Raw genomic sequence first — 14,199 nt, 5'->3', positions numbered from 1 at the left:
CCGGGGCACGGGGCAGGTCCGTATGGGCCACAGCAGGGACCGTCGACCCACGTCTACGGACGAGGGCGGCACATACTGGCCGCGTTTTCATGATCGGGCTGGAAGGTGGGCGATGACGGGCGACGGCAGCACCGCGGTGATCGGCACGGACGGGCTGGCGGCGCTGATCCGCGTCCTGGCCGCGCGGGGCCGTACGGTCATCGGGCCGACCGTGCGCGATGGGGCGATCGTGCTGGCCGAAATCGCCGACGGCGACGAACTGCCCTATGGCTGGGGCGTCGAGCTGGAGGCCGGGCACTACCGGCTGCGCCCGCGCGAGGACGGCGCGGCCTTCGCGCACAGTGCGGGGCCGCAGTCGTGGAAGACGTTTCTGCACCCGCAGAGGGAGCGCGAGTGGACCGCTGACCGCGGGGCCGACGGCGCGATGACGGTGACCACGGACGACACCCCACCGCCGGCGTACGCCTTCCTCGGGGTGCGCCCGTGCGATCTGCGGGCCATCGCGGTACAGGACAAGGTGCTGTCCGGCGGGCCGCACACCGACAGCCGGTACCGGGCCCGTCGCGAACGGGCCTTCCTGGTGGCGGTGGAGTGCACGGAGCCAGGAGCCACCTGCTTCTGCACGTCCATGGGCGCCGGACCCGCCGCGGAACCTGGCTACGACCTGGCGCTCACCGAGGTCGTCGACGACGGCGGCCACCGCTTCTGGGCACGGGCCGGCAGCGACGAGGGTGCATCCGTACTGGCCGAGCTCCCGCGCAGGCCCACCGACGGTACGACCGAGACCACCGCCCGGGAACGGGTCGCCGAGGCGGCCGACCGGATGGGTCGCAGCATGCCGCCCGTGGACCTGCAGTTGCTGATGCGCGACACCCTGCACGCCGAGCGCTGGAACGATGTCGCTTCGCGCTGCCTGACCTGCGGCAACTGCACCATGGCGTGCCCCACTTGCTTCTGCACCAGCGCCGAGGACGTAACCGACCTGACCGGGGACCACGCCGAGCGGTGGCGGCGCTGGGAATCGTGCTTCGACCTGGAGTTCTCCCATCTGCCCGACGGCCCGGTGCGCGCCTCCGGCCACAGCCGCTACCGGCAGTGGGCCACCCACAAACTCGGTACCTGGTACGACCAGTTCGGCAGCTCGGGCTGCGTCGGCTGCGGGCGGTGCATCGTGTGGTGTCCGGTGGGCATCGACATCACCGAAGAGGCCCATGCGCTGAACGAGGAGCGCGGGGCATGACGGCGCCTCTCGGGCACGGAATCCTCGGCGCATTGTCGCCCCAGCACCGTGACCGGCTGCTCGGCTTCGCGCGGGACGTCTCCCTCCCCGCGGGCATCCGGATCTTCGAGGAGGGAGGTGTGGCCGACCGGTTCTGGATCCTCCGCTCCGGGCTGGTGGCCCTCGATGTGCACGAGCCGGGACGTGGCGCGACCGTCGTCGAGACCCTCGGTGAGGGCGAACTGCTGGGCTGGTCCTGGCTGTTCGAGCCCTACCGATGGCACCTGGGCGCGCAGACCAGGCGCGACGTGGAGGCGTACGAGTTCGACGCGCACCGGGTCCGCGCCGCGATTGATGACGATCCTGCCTTTGGCCTGGCCGTGACCCGGTGCGTGGCTGCTGTGGCGATCGGGCGACGGCTGCGGGCTGCCCGTACCCGCCTACTGGACCTGTACGGCCCGCCCGGCAGCAAGCCCGCGGCAGTCGGTGGTGATGCGCCATGACGGCCGCTCCCCCTGCCCTGATCCCGTTCCCCTACCGAGTGGTTGGGCGTACGGACGAGACCTCTGACACGGCCGAGATCGTCCTCGAACCTGTGGCATTGGCGCTGCCGCCTTTTGTCCCAGGGCAGTTCGCGATGGTGTACGCCTTCGGTGTGGGCGACATCCCGCTGTCGCTGAGTGGTATCGACGGGAGCCGGTTGACGCATACCGTCCGCGCGGTCGGGGCGATCTCCGGCGCCTTGCACCGCGTGCGACCAGGTGAGGAGGTCGGAGTACGCGGGCCACTCGGCACCGGCTGGGACCTCGCCACCGCCGTCGGCCACGACCTGGTGGTCGTGGCCGGCGGCCTCGGCCTGGCACCGCTGCGGCCGCTGGTCGTCGCCGCGCTGGCCACGCCCCGACAGTACGGCCGTCTGAACATCCTCATCGGCGCCCGTACACCCGGCGACCTGGTCTGCGAGCGGGATATCGATGGCTGGCGGGCGGCCGGCGCCCGCGTGCAGGTCACCGTCGACCGCCCCGACGACAGATGGCACGGGGACGTGGGCGTGGTGACCGCCCTCCTCGACCGGGCCCGATTCGACCCGGCCAATGCGACGGCCTTCATCTGCGGTCCCGAGGTGATGATCCGGGCTACCGCTCGCGACCTCGCCCACCGGGGGCTCGCCGCGGACCGGATCCGGATTTCCCTGGAACGCACCATGCACTGCGGGACCGGTCACTGCGGCCACTGCCAGCTCGGCCCGCTGCTGCTGTGCCGGGACGGGCCGGTCGTCACCTGGACGCAGGCCGAACCACTCCTCGCCGTAAGGGAGTTGTGACATGGCGTCCACCTCCGACCGGCGTCCGCAGCTGGCCGTGTGGAAGTTCGCCTCCTGCGACGGCTGCCAGCTCACCCTGCTCGACTGCGAGGACGAACTCCTCGGTATCGCCGAGCGGCTGGGGATCACCTACTTCCTGGAAGCCTCGAGCGCGCCCGGTTCCGGCCCGTACGACCTCTCGCTGGTCGAGGGCTCGGTCACCACGGCACAGGACGCCGAGCGGATCCAACAGATCCGTGCCGCCTCCCGCCGCCTGGTCACCATCGGTGCCTGCGCCACCGCGGGCGGGGTCCAGGCACTGCGCAACTACGCCGACGTAGCGGAGTTCCAGGCCGCGGTCTACGCCCGGCCGGACTACATCGACACGCTCGCCACCTCCACCCCCATCAGCGCCCATGTCCCCGTCGACTTCGAACTGCGCGGCTGCCCCATTGACCGTGGCCAGCTCATCGAGGTCATGACCGCCTACCTGGCCGGCCGGACGCCCGATGTGCCCGCCCACAGTGTGTGCTTCGAATGCAAGCGACGCGGCACCACCTGTGTGACCGTCGCGCACGGCACCCCCTGCCTGGGCCCGGTCACCCACGCCGGGTGCGGCGCGCTGTGCCCCGCCTACGGGCGGGGCTGTTACGGCTGCTTCGGCCCCTCGAACTCGATCAACTTCCCCTCCTTCATTCCACTGTTGCGCCGCGATGGCATGGACACCCTGGACGTGGTCCGGGTGCTCCGTACCTTTAACACCGCCGCGCCGGAATTCGATGCAGCCTCACGGAAGGAACTGCCCGGGTGACCCACCGCGAAGCGAAGGTGCTGCGGGTGTCCTCGCTCGCCCGGGTCGAAGGCGAAGGCGCGCTGCATCTGCGACTTCACGACGGAGAGGTGGCCGAGGCGCGGCTGAAAATCTACGAACCCCCGCGGTTCTTCGAGGCCTTCCTACGCGGACGCTCCTACACCGAGCCGCCCGACATCACCTCCCGGGTGTGTGGAATCTGCCCGGTCGCCTACCAGATGAGCGCCTGCCGCGCGGTCGAGGACGCCTGCGGCATCGTCGTGGACGGGCAACTGGCCGCGCTGCGTCGGCTCCTCTACTGCGGCGAATGGATCGAAAGCCAGACCCTGCACATCTACCTGCTGCACGCCCCCGACTTCCTCGGCGCCGACAGTGTCATCGACCTCGCCCGCACCCACCGCACCCACGTCGAGCGCGGCCTCAGCCTCAAGCAGGCCGGCAACGCCATCATGGAGCTGCTCGGCGGCCGCGCCATCCACCCCATCAACGTTCGCCTCGGCGGCTTCCACCGCGTACCGACCAGATCGGAACTGCGGCCCCTGGCGGAACGGCTCAAGCGCGCCCGGGACGATGCGGAGGCGACCGTTCGTTGGGTCGCGGGCTTCGACTTCCCCGACGCCGGGATCGACACCGAACTCCTCGCGCTCACCGAACCCGGCACCTACGCCATCAACTCCGGCACCCCCACCGCGATGGCCGCCCCGAGCACTGCAGGACTGCCCGCGGACACCAACCGCGCCCTGCCCACCCGTACCTTCCCACTCCCCGCCTTCCCCGACCACGTTGTCGAGACCCAGGTGCCGCACTCCACCGCCCTGCACTCCACACTCGACGGACGGCGCCACCTCACCGGCACGCTCGCCCGCTATGCCATGAGCGGCCGCTGGCTGCCACCCCACGTGCTGTGCGTCGCATGGGAGTCCGGACTCGGCGACCCCCGCGAGGGCACGGTGTGCCGTAACCCGTTCCGCAGCATCATCGTCCGCGCCATCGAGGTGCTGTACGCGGTCGACGAAGCGCTGCGCCTCATCGACGCCTACGAGCCCCCGCCCCGCCCGTACGTCGACGTGCCCGCGCGGGCGGGCACCGGCCACGGCGCGACGGAGGCGCCCCGCGGCCTCCTGTACCACCGCTATACCCTCGACGCCGACGGCACCGTCACCGAGGCCGCCCTGGTCCCGCCCACCGCCCAGAACCAGGCCACGATCGAGCAGGACCTGCGCCGCACGGTGCAAGAACGCCTCAGCGCCGGCCCCCACCCCACCGACGCCGAGCTGACCGCCCTCTGCGAACGGGTGATCCGTAACCATGATCCGTGCATCTCCTGCTCCACCCACTTCCTCGATCTGACGATCGCGCGCGACTGAGGACGCTCGGGCCCACCAGGCCCGGTGGTGTCCCACCCGGCCCTACCCAGGAGCTCCGGGGAGCGGCAGGCTCGTCAGCACAGGACTCCCGGCGGGGGAGCCCGAGAACCCCAGACCAGGCGTATCCCGGAAGGACCGGCCCGAGATGAGGCATCGCAGCGTTGCCGATCTGATGACACCCGACGCCGTCGTCGTCCAGCCGGGCACCCGGTTCAGGGAGATTGCGCACCTGCTCGAGGAGTACGACATCACCGCCGTGCCGGTCATCGACGAGGACGAGCGGCCGGTGGGAGTCGTCTCCGAAGCCGATCTGCTGCGCCGACAGACCGACAAGTTCGGACCGAGTACCGCCGAAGCGATCATGACCAGCCCCGCTGTGGTGGCGCACCCCGAGTGGAACGCGGTGCGGGCGGCCAGGACGATGGAGGAGAAAAAGGTCAAACGGCTGCCCGTGGTCGACGACTCGGGCCGTCTCATCGGTGTGATCAGCCGCCGTGACCTCGTGCAGCTCTTCCTGCGGCGCGACCGGGCGATCCAGGAAGAGATCCTGGAGGACGTGCTGACCCGCACGCTGGGTGTCTCACCGTCCGCCGTCACGGTTGATGTCGCTCATGGCACGGTGACGCTCAGCGGCAGCTTGGAGCGCAAGAGCCTGGTCCCCATCGCCGTGCGGCTGTGCGAAAGCGTCGACGGCGTGGTCGAGGTGAACGACCGGCTCACCTTCCTGCAGGACGACACCGCCACCCAGGGGCGGAAGGCAGCGGAGCCGGCCCGGTCTGTCCAGGGCCTGCCTCCGGAAGGAGAGGGAGCATGACCAGCTACGACGTACACAAACCGGTAGTAGTGGGGGTCTCCCGCTCGGCGGCGGCCCGAAGTACGGTGAGCTGGGCGGCGGATGCCGCGGCCAGACGGGGGCGGCCGCTGTGCTTGGTACACGCGCAGGAGTGGCCCGCCGGGGCCGCCCCGAAAGACCGGCACGACGCGCCGGAGCAGGTCTGGGCATCGCATTTCCGCGCCGGCGGGCAGTCACTCCTGAACGAGCACCGGGAGTCGGCCGCGCAGCGCGTACCCGGACTGGAGATCACCACGAAACTGCTCGACGGCCGCCCGGCGTCCGTTCTGCGCGAGGTGGCCGAGCAAGCTTCCCTGCTGGTGGTAGGCGTTCATCGGGTGTCCGGGCCGGGCGAGGTCGTCACATTCGGCGGTGTCGGGCCGGCTCTCGTCGGGCACCCTCTGTGTCCGGTCGTGCTCGTCATGGAGCCGGCACACGGCGACCCGCTCGGGCCTGTCATGGTGGGGGTGGACGGTTCCGCGGCCTCGGCGCCTGCGGTGTCGTTCGCCTTCGTGGAGGCCGCCGCGTGGGACGCGGACCTGTTGGCGGTGCAGGTACGCCGCCCACGCCACGGCGATTGGCCTGAGGACCTGGAGGAGTCTGCCATCGACGTCTCCGAGGCGCTCGCCGGTTGGCGGGAAAAGTACCCGCAGGTCATGGTGCGAGAGCAGGTGATGGTCGGAAACCCGGCGGTCAAGTTGGCCGAGGCGGCCGCGGACGCGCGCTGCCTGGTGGTGGGGACACGCGGGGTGGGCGGGTTCCGCGGCATGGTGCTCGGTTCGACCAGCCGCACCCTCTCGCACATGGCGCCCGGATCCCTCGTCGTTGTCCCGGGGGAGGCCGCATCGGGGTGACTACCGTGTGGTGAACCACCGTTCAGAGGGGTACGTCCTGAGCGCGTTCGACCAGGAATCGCGTACAGCCGTCCAGAGTGGTCAGGCGCGGGGTGTCCTCGTCGTCGATTCGGATTCCCGTGCGCCCGCTGAGGATCTCGACAAAGCTGAGGAAGTCCAGTGAGTCCATTTCGAGAGCGTCCCGGAACGTGCTGTCGGGCCGCAGCGTGTTTCTCGCCTTGCACGGAAGTGTGCCGGTCGACGGCCTCGTACGCCATGTTCAGCCCGCCGCCGGGAAGCCCTGCCAGGGCTTCCCTCGCCTGTGACCAGGTGAATTCGGCCCGTGCCCGGTCGTAGTCGGTGAGATTCGGGGCGACGCGCGCCGCGGTGACATCCTTACAGATCGTCTCCCAGGTCATGGCGGCTCCTTCCGGCGCGGGGCCTGCTTCCACGGTCCCTGAAGGGTGGCCCGGAACGCATGGGGCCAAAGGGCCCGGAACCGGGGCCAGTAGGCCGCCCGTAGCCTCGGAGGCCCCACTTCCTACCGGCCTGACCCGGCGCCTTTCGCCGCCCAGCGCCGACGGACCGCGTCCTCGTGCTCCGACTGCTCCAGAGCGAGCTCGACGGCGGCGAGGTCCTGCTGCAGGCGGGGAATCCGCAGCCGACGCAGTGCTCTGACCCGCAACCGTGTGCTGCGCACATGCGCTTCGACCATGCGGGAGGCGGCCGCGGCGGCAGCGTACTCGGCGGCTGCTGCGACGGCCGCGCAGTACGCAGTCCGCGCGTGGACCAGTGCCGTATTGCCGGGGGCCGCGTCGGATGCGGCTCCGGTGCCCGCGGAGAAGGCTGCCCCGTCCGGGTGCCGTACGCCGAGGGAATCGCTCCACTCCACGGCGACGTCGGCTGCCGATACCCGCGAGGCGGTCCGCAGGGCGCTCTCACCACCGAGCAGCAGTCCGCACCGCAGCCAAATCCGTGCCTCGCGCACGCGCGCCTCCCAGGCGGCACGGGCGGTTGCCTCGGCCTGCCGTCTGCGGTCCAGTTCGCTCTGCAGGAGGTGCAGCTGCCGGTCGAGCAGGTCGGCGCCACGCGTGGCGACCTGGAGGCTGTGGCGCAACCGCAATCGAGCCGCACGGCCGACGGGCGGAGGAGAGGCCGGTGTCACGGCGCGGCCTCGCTCTTCGGGGCGATGACTTCGCTCGGGAGACGCGCATCGAGCAACGCGGCCGGAAGCATGCCCAGTTCGCTGCGCGGCAGTGTCAGCAGGACCTGCCAGGCTCGCTCCAGGGACTCGTCCAGAGTCAGTCTCTCGTTACGCCCTTGGTGCAGAAAGCTGTGCAGGAAGGCCGGATACATGGCGAGGTAGTGGCGGTCGGCCGGGCTCAGGGCGGATTCTCCGGCGAGATCGGCGAGTTCACCGGCCTGCCGGGCGCGGGCGAGCGCGGCGAGGAGTTGCGCCGCCACGTCCAGGTGGTCGGGGCGGGTCCTGCCGGGGCCGGCGCCTTTGCGCATCAGCCGGGAGAGCGAGGACAGGGCGTCCACAGGGGGGTAGACGCCCTGGGCATGGACCCGCGGGGAGAGCACGACCTGGCCTTCGGTGATGTAACCGGTCAGGTCGGGTACCGGGTGGGTGATGTCGCCCGCGGGCATGGTGAGGACGGGCAGCACCGTGACCGAGCCGGGTCGGTCGATGATGCGCCCGCACCGCTCGTACAGGGAGGCCAAGTCGCTGTAGAGGTATCCGGGGTAGGCGCGGCGGGCCGGAATCTCACCGCGGGCGGCGGACACCTCGCGCAGGGCCTCGGCGTAGGCCGTCATATCCGTCATGATCACCAATACGTGCCTGCCTCCGGTGAAGGCGAGATGTTCGGCGACGGTGAGTGCCAGGCGCGGTGTGAGGATGCGTTCGATCACCGGATCGTCCGCGGTGTTGAGCAGCAGGGAGAGTTCACCGGCTGCCGAGCGTTCCTCCAGCGCGTCGCTGACGAAGAAGGCGTCCGCGTGGGTGAGACCCATGCCCGCGAAAACGACGCTGAATCGCTCGCCCGCGGTCGTGGCCTGAGCCGCGATCTGCACAGCCAGTTCCAGATGGGGGAGCCCCGCCACGGAGAAGATCGGCAACTTCTGTCCGCGTACCAGCGTGGTGAGCGCATCGACGGCGGCGACGCCCGTGAGCACCGGCTCGGCGGGCGGCTGTCGGCGCACCGGATTGATCGCCACCCCCTCCACCGGTGCCTTGGCGGCCCCGAAGACGGGTGGTCCGCCGTCGAGCGGGGTGCCCTTGCCGTCGCACGTCCGGCCCAGCCAGCCCTCCCCGACGGGAATCCTCAGCGGGGACCCGCTGAAGGCGACCCGCAGCGCGGCCGGGTCCATGCCGCTGGTGTTCTCCAGCACCTCGACCACGGCGAGATCGTCCTTCACCTCCAGCACCACGGCATGCCGGCGCTCCCCCGAGCCGAGGGTGATCGTGGCGAACTCGTCCCAGCCGACCCCGGTGACCCCCGCGACGACGACGAGGGGCCCGCGCAACTCCCGCACCGTGGTGTACTCGACGGGCTCGGGACCGGTAGTCACGGCAGATCTTCCAGCACGCCGAGGACCGCGTCACGACTGGCCTCCACCACGGTGGTGTCATCCGGCCCGGCCTCTTCGCGGGCTCTGAGGAGGGCGGTGAAGTCCGTTTGTTCGACGCTTTCGGGCGGGACCCCGGAGGTGACGAGGGCGCGGCACCGTTCGACGACGGCGAGCACGGCGTCGACGAGCGCAGCCGTCTTGGCCGGAGTGCTGTGGGCGTCGGTGGGGGAGAGGGCGCTCTGTTGCAGGACGGCCTCCCGGACCAGACGGCCGGCGAGGACGCTGATGCGCTCGTGCGCGGGCAGCGCGGTGATGCCGACCAGATCGACCAGGTCCGCCAGGCGGTCGGCCTCCGCCAGCAGACCGGCCACGGCGGCGCGCCGGCCGGCCGCTTCCTGCTCGGCTCCCGCGGCAGGGCCGCCGGCGAGGATGTCGGCGTCACGGGAGAAGGAGCGCGACCATGAAAGTGCCGGGTAGTGGCGGGCGTAGGCCAGGTCCCGGTCCAGTGTCCACAGGCCGCGCACGAACCGTTCGGTGTGTGAGGTGACCGGCTCGGCCATATCGCCGCCGGGCGGGGAGACGGCACCGATGACCGTCACCGAACCGGGCCCCGCCCCCAGCGTCGTCACCGCCGCGGCCCGCTCGTAGAACGCCGCGAGGGCGGACGCAAGACCGGCCGGATAGCCCTCTTCCGCGGGGAGCGCACCGGTACGGGAGGCGAACTCCCTGAGGGCCTCGGCCCATCGGGACGTGGAGTCGGCGATGACCACGACGTCGTACCCCATGTCCCGGAAGTACTCGGCGACGGTGACACCGGTGTAGACGCTGGCCTCGCGGGCCATCATCGGCATGTTGGAGGTGTTGGCGATGATTACGGTGCGGTCGGCGAGGCGCCCTCCGGTCCGTGGGTCGCTCAGGGCGGAGAAATCCGTGATGACATCGGCCATTTCGTTGCCGCGTTCCCCACAGCCGATGTAGACGATGACATCGGCGTCGCACCACTTGGCGATCTGCTGCAGCAGTACGGTCTTGCCCGTGCCGAAACCCCCGGGCACAGCGACGGTGCTGCCGCGCGCCACGGGAAAGAGCAGGTCGATCACCCGTTGCCCGGTGGCCAGTGGAGCCCGGGCGGGGACCCGCTCGCGGACCGGACGTGGACGGCGTACGGGCCAGCCGGTCCCGGCCCGGATCTCGACGCCGCCGACGACGGCGAGCACTGCGTCCTCGGGATGCTCCCCTTCGGCGGCTACGAACTCGACTTCGCCCGAGCATCCGGGCGGTACGAGGACGCGGGGCCGCAAGCGCCCCTCGGTGGCTACTTCCCCTACGATGCTCCCTTCCGTCACGTGCCGGCCGTGGGGGACGGACGGGCTGAACAGCCAGGTGCGGCGCGGCTCGGCTTCCCCACGCGTCCCTGGTGAGAGCCAGTCCCCGGCGGCCGACAGAGGGCGCAGCAGCCCGTCATACACACCGCCCAACAGTGCGGGAGACAACTGCGCGGACACCGGAACACCCAGTGAGCGGGCGTGGTGTCCCGGTGCCAGACCACCGGTGTATTCGTAGGCCTGGACCGTGACGCGGGACGAGGTGATCGCGACGACTTCGGCGGGCAGTTGTACCGCGCCGAGCAGAACCATGTCGTTCATGGCGACATCGCCCGCGTACTCCAGCTCGACGAGAGGTCCGGCCACCCGCAGGATGCGGCTGGACCGAGACCGGGTGGCGCTGCGCCCCGTGGCGGTCAGGTCTTCCACAGGGACTCGATCTCCGCCCCGGCGCAGTCCAGCGCCCGGGCGGCCATGGCGTCGAGGCTCAGGTCGGTGGTGCGGCCGGGAGCCGTCCCGATCACGCCGCCGTGTGGGTGATCGGTGACGGTGGTGCCGGAGCCCAGGGTGCGGCGGGCACGTTGGGCCAGCCGGTCGCGAACGGCCGGGTACGTCTCCTCCCATCGGCAGTCTCGAACGTGTTCGACAACCCGCCGGTGCAGGTCATCGCACGCCTGCGCCTTGGCCTGGAGGAGCTCGCTGCGGGCTTCGCGGCGTGCCTGGGCCAGGGCGGCTTCCGCATCGTGTGCACCTTCGGCCTCGCCCTGGAGGCGGGCCTCGCGGAGGAGTGCCTCGGACTGCGCGCGTGCTCCGGCGATCACCGCCACGGTGTCGCGGCGGGCGTCGGCGATGAGCTGGTCGGCCTCCTCCCGGGTGGCGTGCAGCAACGCGGCCCGAACGGGGCCGAGTGGGTCGGTCGGGACGGTCGGGGCTGCGGTCACGGGGGCATCACCACCGTCAGTGGCTGCGGCGCGTTGAGCGCACCGGGGCCCAAGGCCACGGCGGCGGCCGGCGTGAGGATCACCAGGGCGACGTCACCGGGGAGCTCCTGCCAGACGGCACGGACACTGTCGGGTGCTTCGGCAGGCCGCACGATCACGCCCGCAAGGGCAAACCCGGAGGTCTTCACCCCTTCTCCTATGGCGACGACGGTGCCCATGTTCAGGCCTTGCCGATCAGCAGCACGGCGACGACCAGGCCGTAGATTGCAATGCCCTCCGCGAGACCGACGATCACCATGGCGCGGCCGAAGAGTTCCGGGCGTTCGCTCAGCGCGGCCAGTGCCGCGGCACCGGTGTAGGCGACGGCGATGGCTGCCCCGATCGAGGCACCGGCAACCGCGATGGCGGCTCCGATCAACGCTGCGGAGTTTGTGCCGGCCGGGTCGGCCGCGGCTGTCGGCGTGGCCTGTGCGGCACCTCCGCTCAAGGCCACGATCAGCAGAGCCAAGGCTCCCGCCAGGAGCACCAGGTTCGCACCGACGGTGTAGCGCAAAGCGCTCTTGCCGCTTCGGCGGGAAACCGCGCGGCCGGCGCAGAAGACCACAGCGATGACGGGGAGAGTGAGGAGCCAAGTGATCACAACGCGACCTCCGAACGGCGGACCGGAACGTGCCACGGGCGGAAGGGGCGGCCTTGGCCGTCGTAGACCCGGGAGAAGAGTTCGAAGTACTCCAGGCGCAGCGCCTGCACGCCGGCCACCAGCGCCTCCAGCAGGAAGACGAGCGCATTGCCCACCAGGAAGAGGGCCACGGCACCCACTACCCCGACGGGGCCGTGATGGCTCAGCCCCAGCGTGCCGCTCCAGACGACCTGGCTGAGTGCCGCGTGCGTGAGCCCGAAGGCCGCGAGGCGGGCGAAGGACACCCCGTTCGAGGCGATGCGGATGACGCCGTCGAAGAGCTGCACAGTGGTCTGAAGCAGGCCGGCGATGCCGCGCGCTGTGCTGGTGTAGGTGCCGACCGCAGCGAGGGCGACACCGGCGACGGCAAGCACGGATCCGGCCAACAGGAGCCAGGTCAGGTGCAGGGCGGCACCTGTTGCCAGCCCGGACAGCCCCAGGAAGGCGGTTCCTCCGGCGATGCCGGAGAGGGCGTACAGCGCACCGGGAAAGCCGCCCTCCCGCCACCGGTTGACGGCCCCCGCCACATACGCGAGGAGGAGGAGAACGGCACCGACACCCACCGCCGTCAGCAGCAGTCGCTCAGGTTGGCGCAGCGGCTCCAGCCACAGGACAGGCAGCACACCGGTCGGCCCGAAGAACTCTCCGTAGGCGAGCCCGGCCACCATGCTCGTCGCCGCGGCCGCCGCGGCGAAGGGCCACGCATCGTGCCAGCGGGCGAAACGGCGGGGACGGCGAAAGTACAGGCCCAGCGCGCCGAGCAGCAGCAGCGCACCGTGCCCGACGTCGCCGAACATCATGCCGAACATCACGGCGTACAGAGCCGCGGCGGCCCAGGTGGGGTCGAGGTCGGCGTAGGGCGGGGTCCCGTACGTGGTCACCAGAGAGGTGAAAGATCTGCGGACCGGCCCGGTGGTGCGCAGCGCGGTCGGCGGGTCGATGCCCCGTGGAGCCCGCAGCGGCACCAGTACGCTGCCGAGGCCGGCCAGGCGTGCATTCACCTGTGCCACCTCGGTGGCCGGGCACCATCCGGCAAGGGCGGCGACGGTCCCGCGGTGCACCGCGTCGTTCAGACGTTCCGCCAGCTGTGCCTCCCCGGCCAGCAGGTCGGCGTCTCCGACACGTTCCAGGGCCTGCAGATCAGGGCGGGCGGCGGAGAGCGCCGGTTGGGCCGGAGCCTCGCGCAGCCCCCGTGTGCGGTCTGCCGTCGGCGCGCCTTCGGCCTGCCCGGGGCCGCCCACCCTGTCGAGGTCGATGCAGCCGACGTCGGCGATGCACACCAGGGATTCCCGCAGGGCCGCGTGCGGCGTCACGAGCGCCACGCGCTGCATGGGGACCGGTGAAAGCTGCTCAGACCAGTGCATCGAAGCCCTCCGGCGGAGCGGTGTCGTCGGCGGCGAGTTCCAGCACGGCGCGCGTCCGCCAGGCGTCCGTGGAGAGCACCGCGACAGCTCCCACGACGGGAACCATGTCGTACCGTGCACGGCGCGCCATGCGCAGCCCGTCCTGCTCGATGTCCCGCCACCATCGGCCTTCCGCCTGCCACAGGTCGGCCGGGTCATCGATGCCGTGCAGTGCCCAGCCGGCCGACGCCGGCAGACGGCGGCGGTAATCGCGGTAGGTGGGGGCACGGGCGGCGGTCCCCAGGACACCGGCCGCCGGGCCGTCGGCGGTGGCGGGCAGCGGCCGGTCGTGTACGAACCGTTCTCTGGCGACGAGGAGGGCGGCACGGCCCGCCGACCAGCGTGCTGCGGGTGGTATCCGAGCGGCGATACGGGCGGCGGCGGTGAGCCGCAGGGTGACGGCCATCGTGGCTGCGGTACCGCCGGGATCGCGCCATGGGGAGGCGGTGAGAGCGGCACGCAACCCCTCCGGCTCCGTCGCGCGGGTGACCCTGCCCCATACAGTGGCGAGTGCTCCCAGCGCATAGGGCGGCGGCTCCTCGCCGCCCCCGGCCAGCCGGCGCGAATGCGTCTCGATGTTGGCGATCTCGAAGCCGGACGCCAGCAAGCGGAGGCACTCCACCCCGCGCCGCGGAAGCCAGCCGGCGAGCACCCGCAGATGCCAGAGCAAGGTGGCCGTGACCGCTCGTTGCGCCGCCGGCAGGGAGGTGTCGGGATTCAGTTGCCGGCTGTACGGGGTGGTGCCCAGCCCCCGCAGTGCGTCTTCCAGCGTCGCGGCGGCCGCGATGTGGCGGGCGCCGGGTATGCCCAGACGCCGGACCAGCATGCCCCGGGCCCTGGTCACCCCTGCTACCCACGCGGTGCCCATGAGCCTCCTTCCGTACTGCCGGGCGGGCGGGGCTGTCGGTCGGG

16 protein-coding genes are annotated in these 14,199 nt (G+C 71.3%); 7 read left to right on the top strand and 9 right to left on the bottom strand.

Annotation, left to right across the window (positions count from 1 at the left end):
• The first annotated feature begins 112 nt into the window (after positions 1-112).
• The 7 genes from KI385_RS03255 to KI385_RS03225 all read left to right on the top strand — a co-directional run bounded on the left by KI385_RS03255 (position 113) and on the right by KI385_RS03225 (position 6,386).
• A complete protein-coding gene (locus KI385_RS03255) occupies positions 113-1,240 on the top strand; it encodes a 4Fe-4S dicluster domain-containing protein (protein ID WP_238570714.1) in 1,128 nt (375 codons plus the stop codon).
• Entirely contained in the window at positions 1,237-1,722 is a 486-nt protein-coding gene (locus KI385_RS03250) for a cyclic nucleotide-binding domain-containing protein (protein WP_238570713.1), read from the top strand. Before KI385_RS03255 ends, KI385_RS03250 begins: the two co-directional genes overlap by 4 nt.
• Positions 1,719-2,543, top strand: coding sequence for an FAD/NAD(P)-binding protein (locus tag KI385_RS03245; RefSeq protein WP_238570712.1), 825 nt, complete (start codon positions 1,719-1,721; stop codon positions 2,541-2,543). Before KI385_RS03250 ends, KI385_RS03245 begins: the two co-directional genes overlap by 4 nt.
• A 1-nt stretch (position 2,544) precedes the next feature.
• Entirely contained in the window at positions 2,545-3,333 is a 789-nt protein-coding gene (locus KI385_RS03240) for an NADH-quinone oxidoreductase subunit B family protein (RefSeq protein ID WP_238570711.1), read from the top strand.
• The gene (locus tag KI385_RS03235) at positions 3,330-4,700 is read left to right on the top strand and encodes a Ni/Fe hydrogenase subunit alpha (protein ID WP_238570710.1); all 1,371 of its coding nucleotides are present in this window, start codon (positions 3,330-3,332) and stop codon (positions 4,698-4,700) included. The genes KI385_RS03240 and KI385_RS03235 overlap by 4 nt, the downstream gene beginning before the upstream one ends.
• A 145-nt stretch (positions 4,701-4,845) precedes the next feature.
• A complete protein-coding gene (locus tag KI385_RS03230) occupies positions 4,846-5,514 on the top strand; it encodes a CBS domain-containing protein (protein ID WP_238570709.1) in 669 nt (222 codons plus the stop codon).
• A complete protein-coding gene (locus tag KI385_RS03225; RefSeq protein ID WP_238570708.1) occupies positions 5,511-6,386 on the top strand; it encodes a universal stress protein in 876 nt (291 codons plus the stop codon). Before KI385_RS03230 ends, KI385_RS03225 begins: the two co-directional genes overlap by 4 nt.
• A 22-nt stretch (positions 6,387-6,408) precedes the next feature.
• Here KI385_RS03225 and KI385_RS03220 read toward each other — a convergent pair whose 3' ends face one another.
• From KI385_RS03220 to KI385_RS03180, 9 genes are all read right to left on the bottom strand, one after another.
• Positions 6,409-6,555, bottom strand: a complete 147-nt coding sequence (locus KI385_RS03220; protein WP_238570707.1) for a hypothetical protein — start codon at positions 6,553-6,555, stop codon at positions 6,409-6,411.
• A 351-nt stretch (positions 6,556-6,906) separates the two neighbouring features.
• Positions 6,907-7,482, bottom strand: a complete 576-nt coding sequence (locus KI385_RS03215; RefSeq protein WP_238570706.1) for a V-type ATP synthase subunit D — start codon at positions 7,480-7,482, stop codon at positions 6,907-6,909.
• A gap of 44 nt (positions 7,483-7,526) precedes the next feature.
• Positions 7,527-8,939 (bottom strand): V-type ATP synthase subunit B, encoded by a 1,413-nt coding sequence (locus tag KI385_RS03210; protein WP_238570705.1) that lies wholly within the window; start codon positions 8,937-8,939, stop codon positions 7,527-7,529.
• Positions 8,936-10,693 (bottom strand): V-type ATP synthase subunit A, encoded by a 1,758-nt coding sequence (locus KI385_RS03205; RefSeq protein ID WP_238570704.1) that lies wholly within the window; start codon positions 10,691-10,693, stop codon positions 8,936-8,938. Before KI385_RS03205 ends, KI385_RS03210 begins: the two co-directional genes overlap by 4 nt.
• Positions 10,681-11,205: a V-type ATP synthase subunit E gene (locus tag KI385_RS03200; RefSeq protein ID WP_238570703.1), complete on the bottom strand. Its 525-nt coding sequence runs from the start codon at positions 11,203-11,205 to the stop codon at positions 10,681-10,683. The genes KI385_RS03205 and KI385_RS03200 overlap by 13 nt, the downstream gene beginning before the upstream one ends.
• Positions 11,202-11,423: a hypothetical protein gene (locus KI385_RS03195; protein ID WP_238570702.1), complete on the bottom strand. Its 222-nt coding sequence runs from the start codon at positions 11,421-11,423 to the stop codon at positions 11,202-11,204. The genes KI385_RS03200 and KI385_RS03195 overlap by 4 nt, the downstream gene beginning before the upstream one ends.
• A gap of 2 nt (positions 11,424-11,425) precedes the next feature.
• Positions 11,426-11,809, bottom strand: coding sequence for an ATP synthase subunit C (locus KI385_RS03190; RefSeq protein WP_238570701.1), 384 nt, complete (start codon positions 11,807-11,809; stop codon positions 11,426-11,428).
• A gap of 32 nt (positions 11,810-11,841) precedes the next feature.
• Complete coding sequence (locus KI385_RS03185) at positions 11,842-13,215, bottom strand: V-type ATPase 116kDa subunit family protein (RefSeq protein WP_238577547.1); 1,374 nt, start codon at positions 13,213-13,215, stop codon at positions 11,842-11,844.
• A 19-nt stretch (positions 13,216-13,234) separates the two neighbouring features.
• Positions 13,235-14,155, bottom strand: a complete 921-nt coding sequence (locus tag KI385_RS03180) for a V-type ATPase subunit (protein WP_238570700.1) — start codon at positions 14,153-14,155, stop codon at positions 13,235-13,237.
• Positions 14,156-14,199: the final 44 nt, after the last annotated feature.

Origin of the sequence: Streptomyces inhibens (genome assembly GCF_022221585.1) — a bacterium.
GTDB classification, from domain to species: Bacteria; Actinomycetota; Actinomycetes; order Streptomycetales; family Streptomycetaceae; genus Streptomyces; species Streptomyces inhibens.
The sequence above is the reverse complement of the archived record's forward strand: the minus strand, read 5'-3'. Positions and strand labels throughout refer to the sequence as shown.

Bases quoted from the DNA above. Each gene is read 5' to 3' on its own strand.
- KI385_RS03255 (WP_238570714.1), top strand. From the start codon at position 113: ATGACGGGCGACGGCAGCACCGCGGTGATCGGCACGGACGGGCTGGCG.
- KI385_RS03250 (WP_238570713.1), top strand. From the start codon at position 1,237: ATGACGGCGCCTCTCGGGCACGGAATCCTCGGCGCATTGTCGCCCCAG.
- KI385_RS03245 (WP_238570712.1), top strand. From the start codon at position 1,719: ATGACGGCCGCTCCCCCTGCCCTGATCCCGTTCCCCTACCGAGTGGTT.
- KI385_RS03240 (WP_238570711.1), top strand. From the start codon at position 2,545: ATGGCGTCCACCTCCGACCGGCGTCCGCAGCTGGCCGTGTGGAAGTTC.
- KI385_RS03230 (WP_238570709.1), top strand. From the start codon at position 4,846: ATGAGGCATCGCAGCGTTGCCGATCTGATGACACCCGACGCCGTCGTC.
- KI385_RS03225 (WP_238570708.1), top strand. From the start codon at position 5,511: ATGACCAGCTACGACGTACACAAACCGGTAGTAGTGGGGGTCTCCCGC.
- KI385_RS03220 (WP_238570707.1), bottom strand. From the start codon at position 6,555: ATGGACTCACTGGACTTCCTCAGCTTTGTCGAGATCCTCAGCGGGCGC.
- KI385_RS03195 (WP_238570702.1), bottom strand. From the start codon at position 11,423: ATGGGCACCGTCGTCGCCATAGGAGAAGGGGTGAAGACCTCCGGGTTT.
- KI385_RS03185 (WP_238577547.1), bottom strand. From the start codon at position 13,215: ATGCAGCGCGTGGCGCTCGTGACGCCGCACGCGGCCCTGCGGGAATCC.
- KI385_RS03180 (WP_238570700.1), bottom strand. From the start codon at position 14,155: ATGGGCACCGCGTGGGTAGCAGGGGTGACCAGGGCCCGGGGCATGCTG.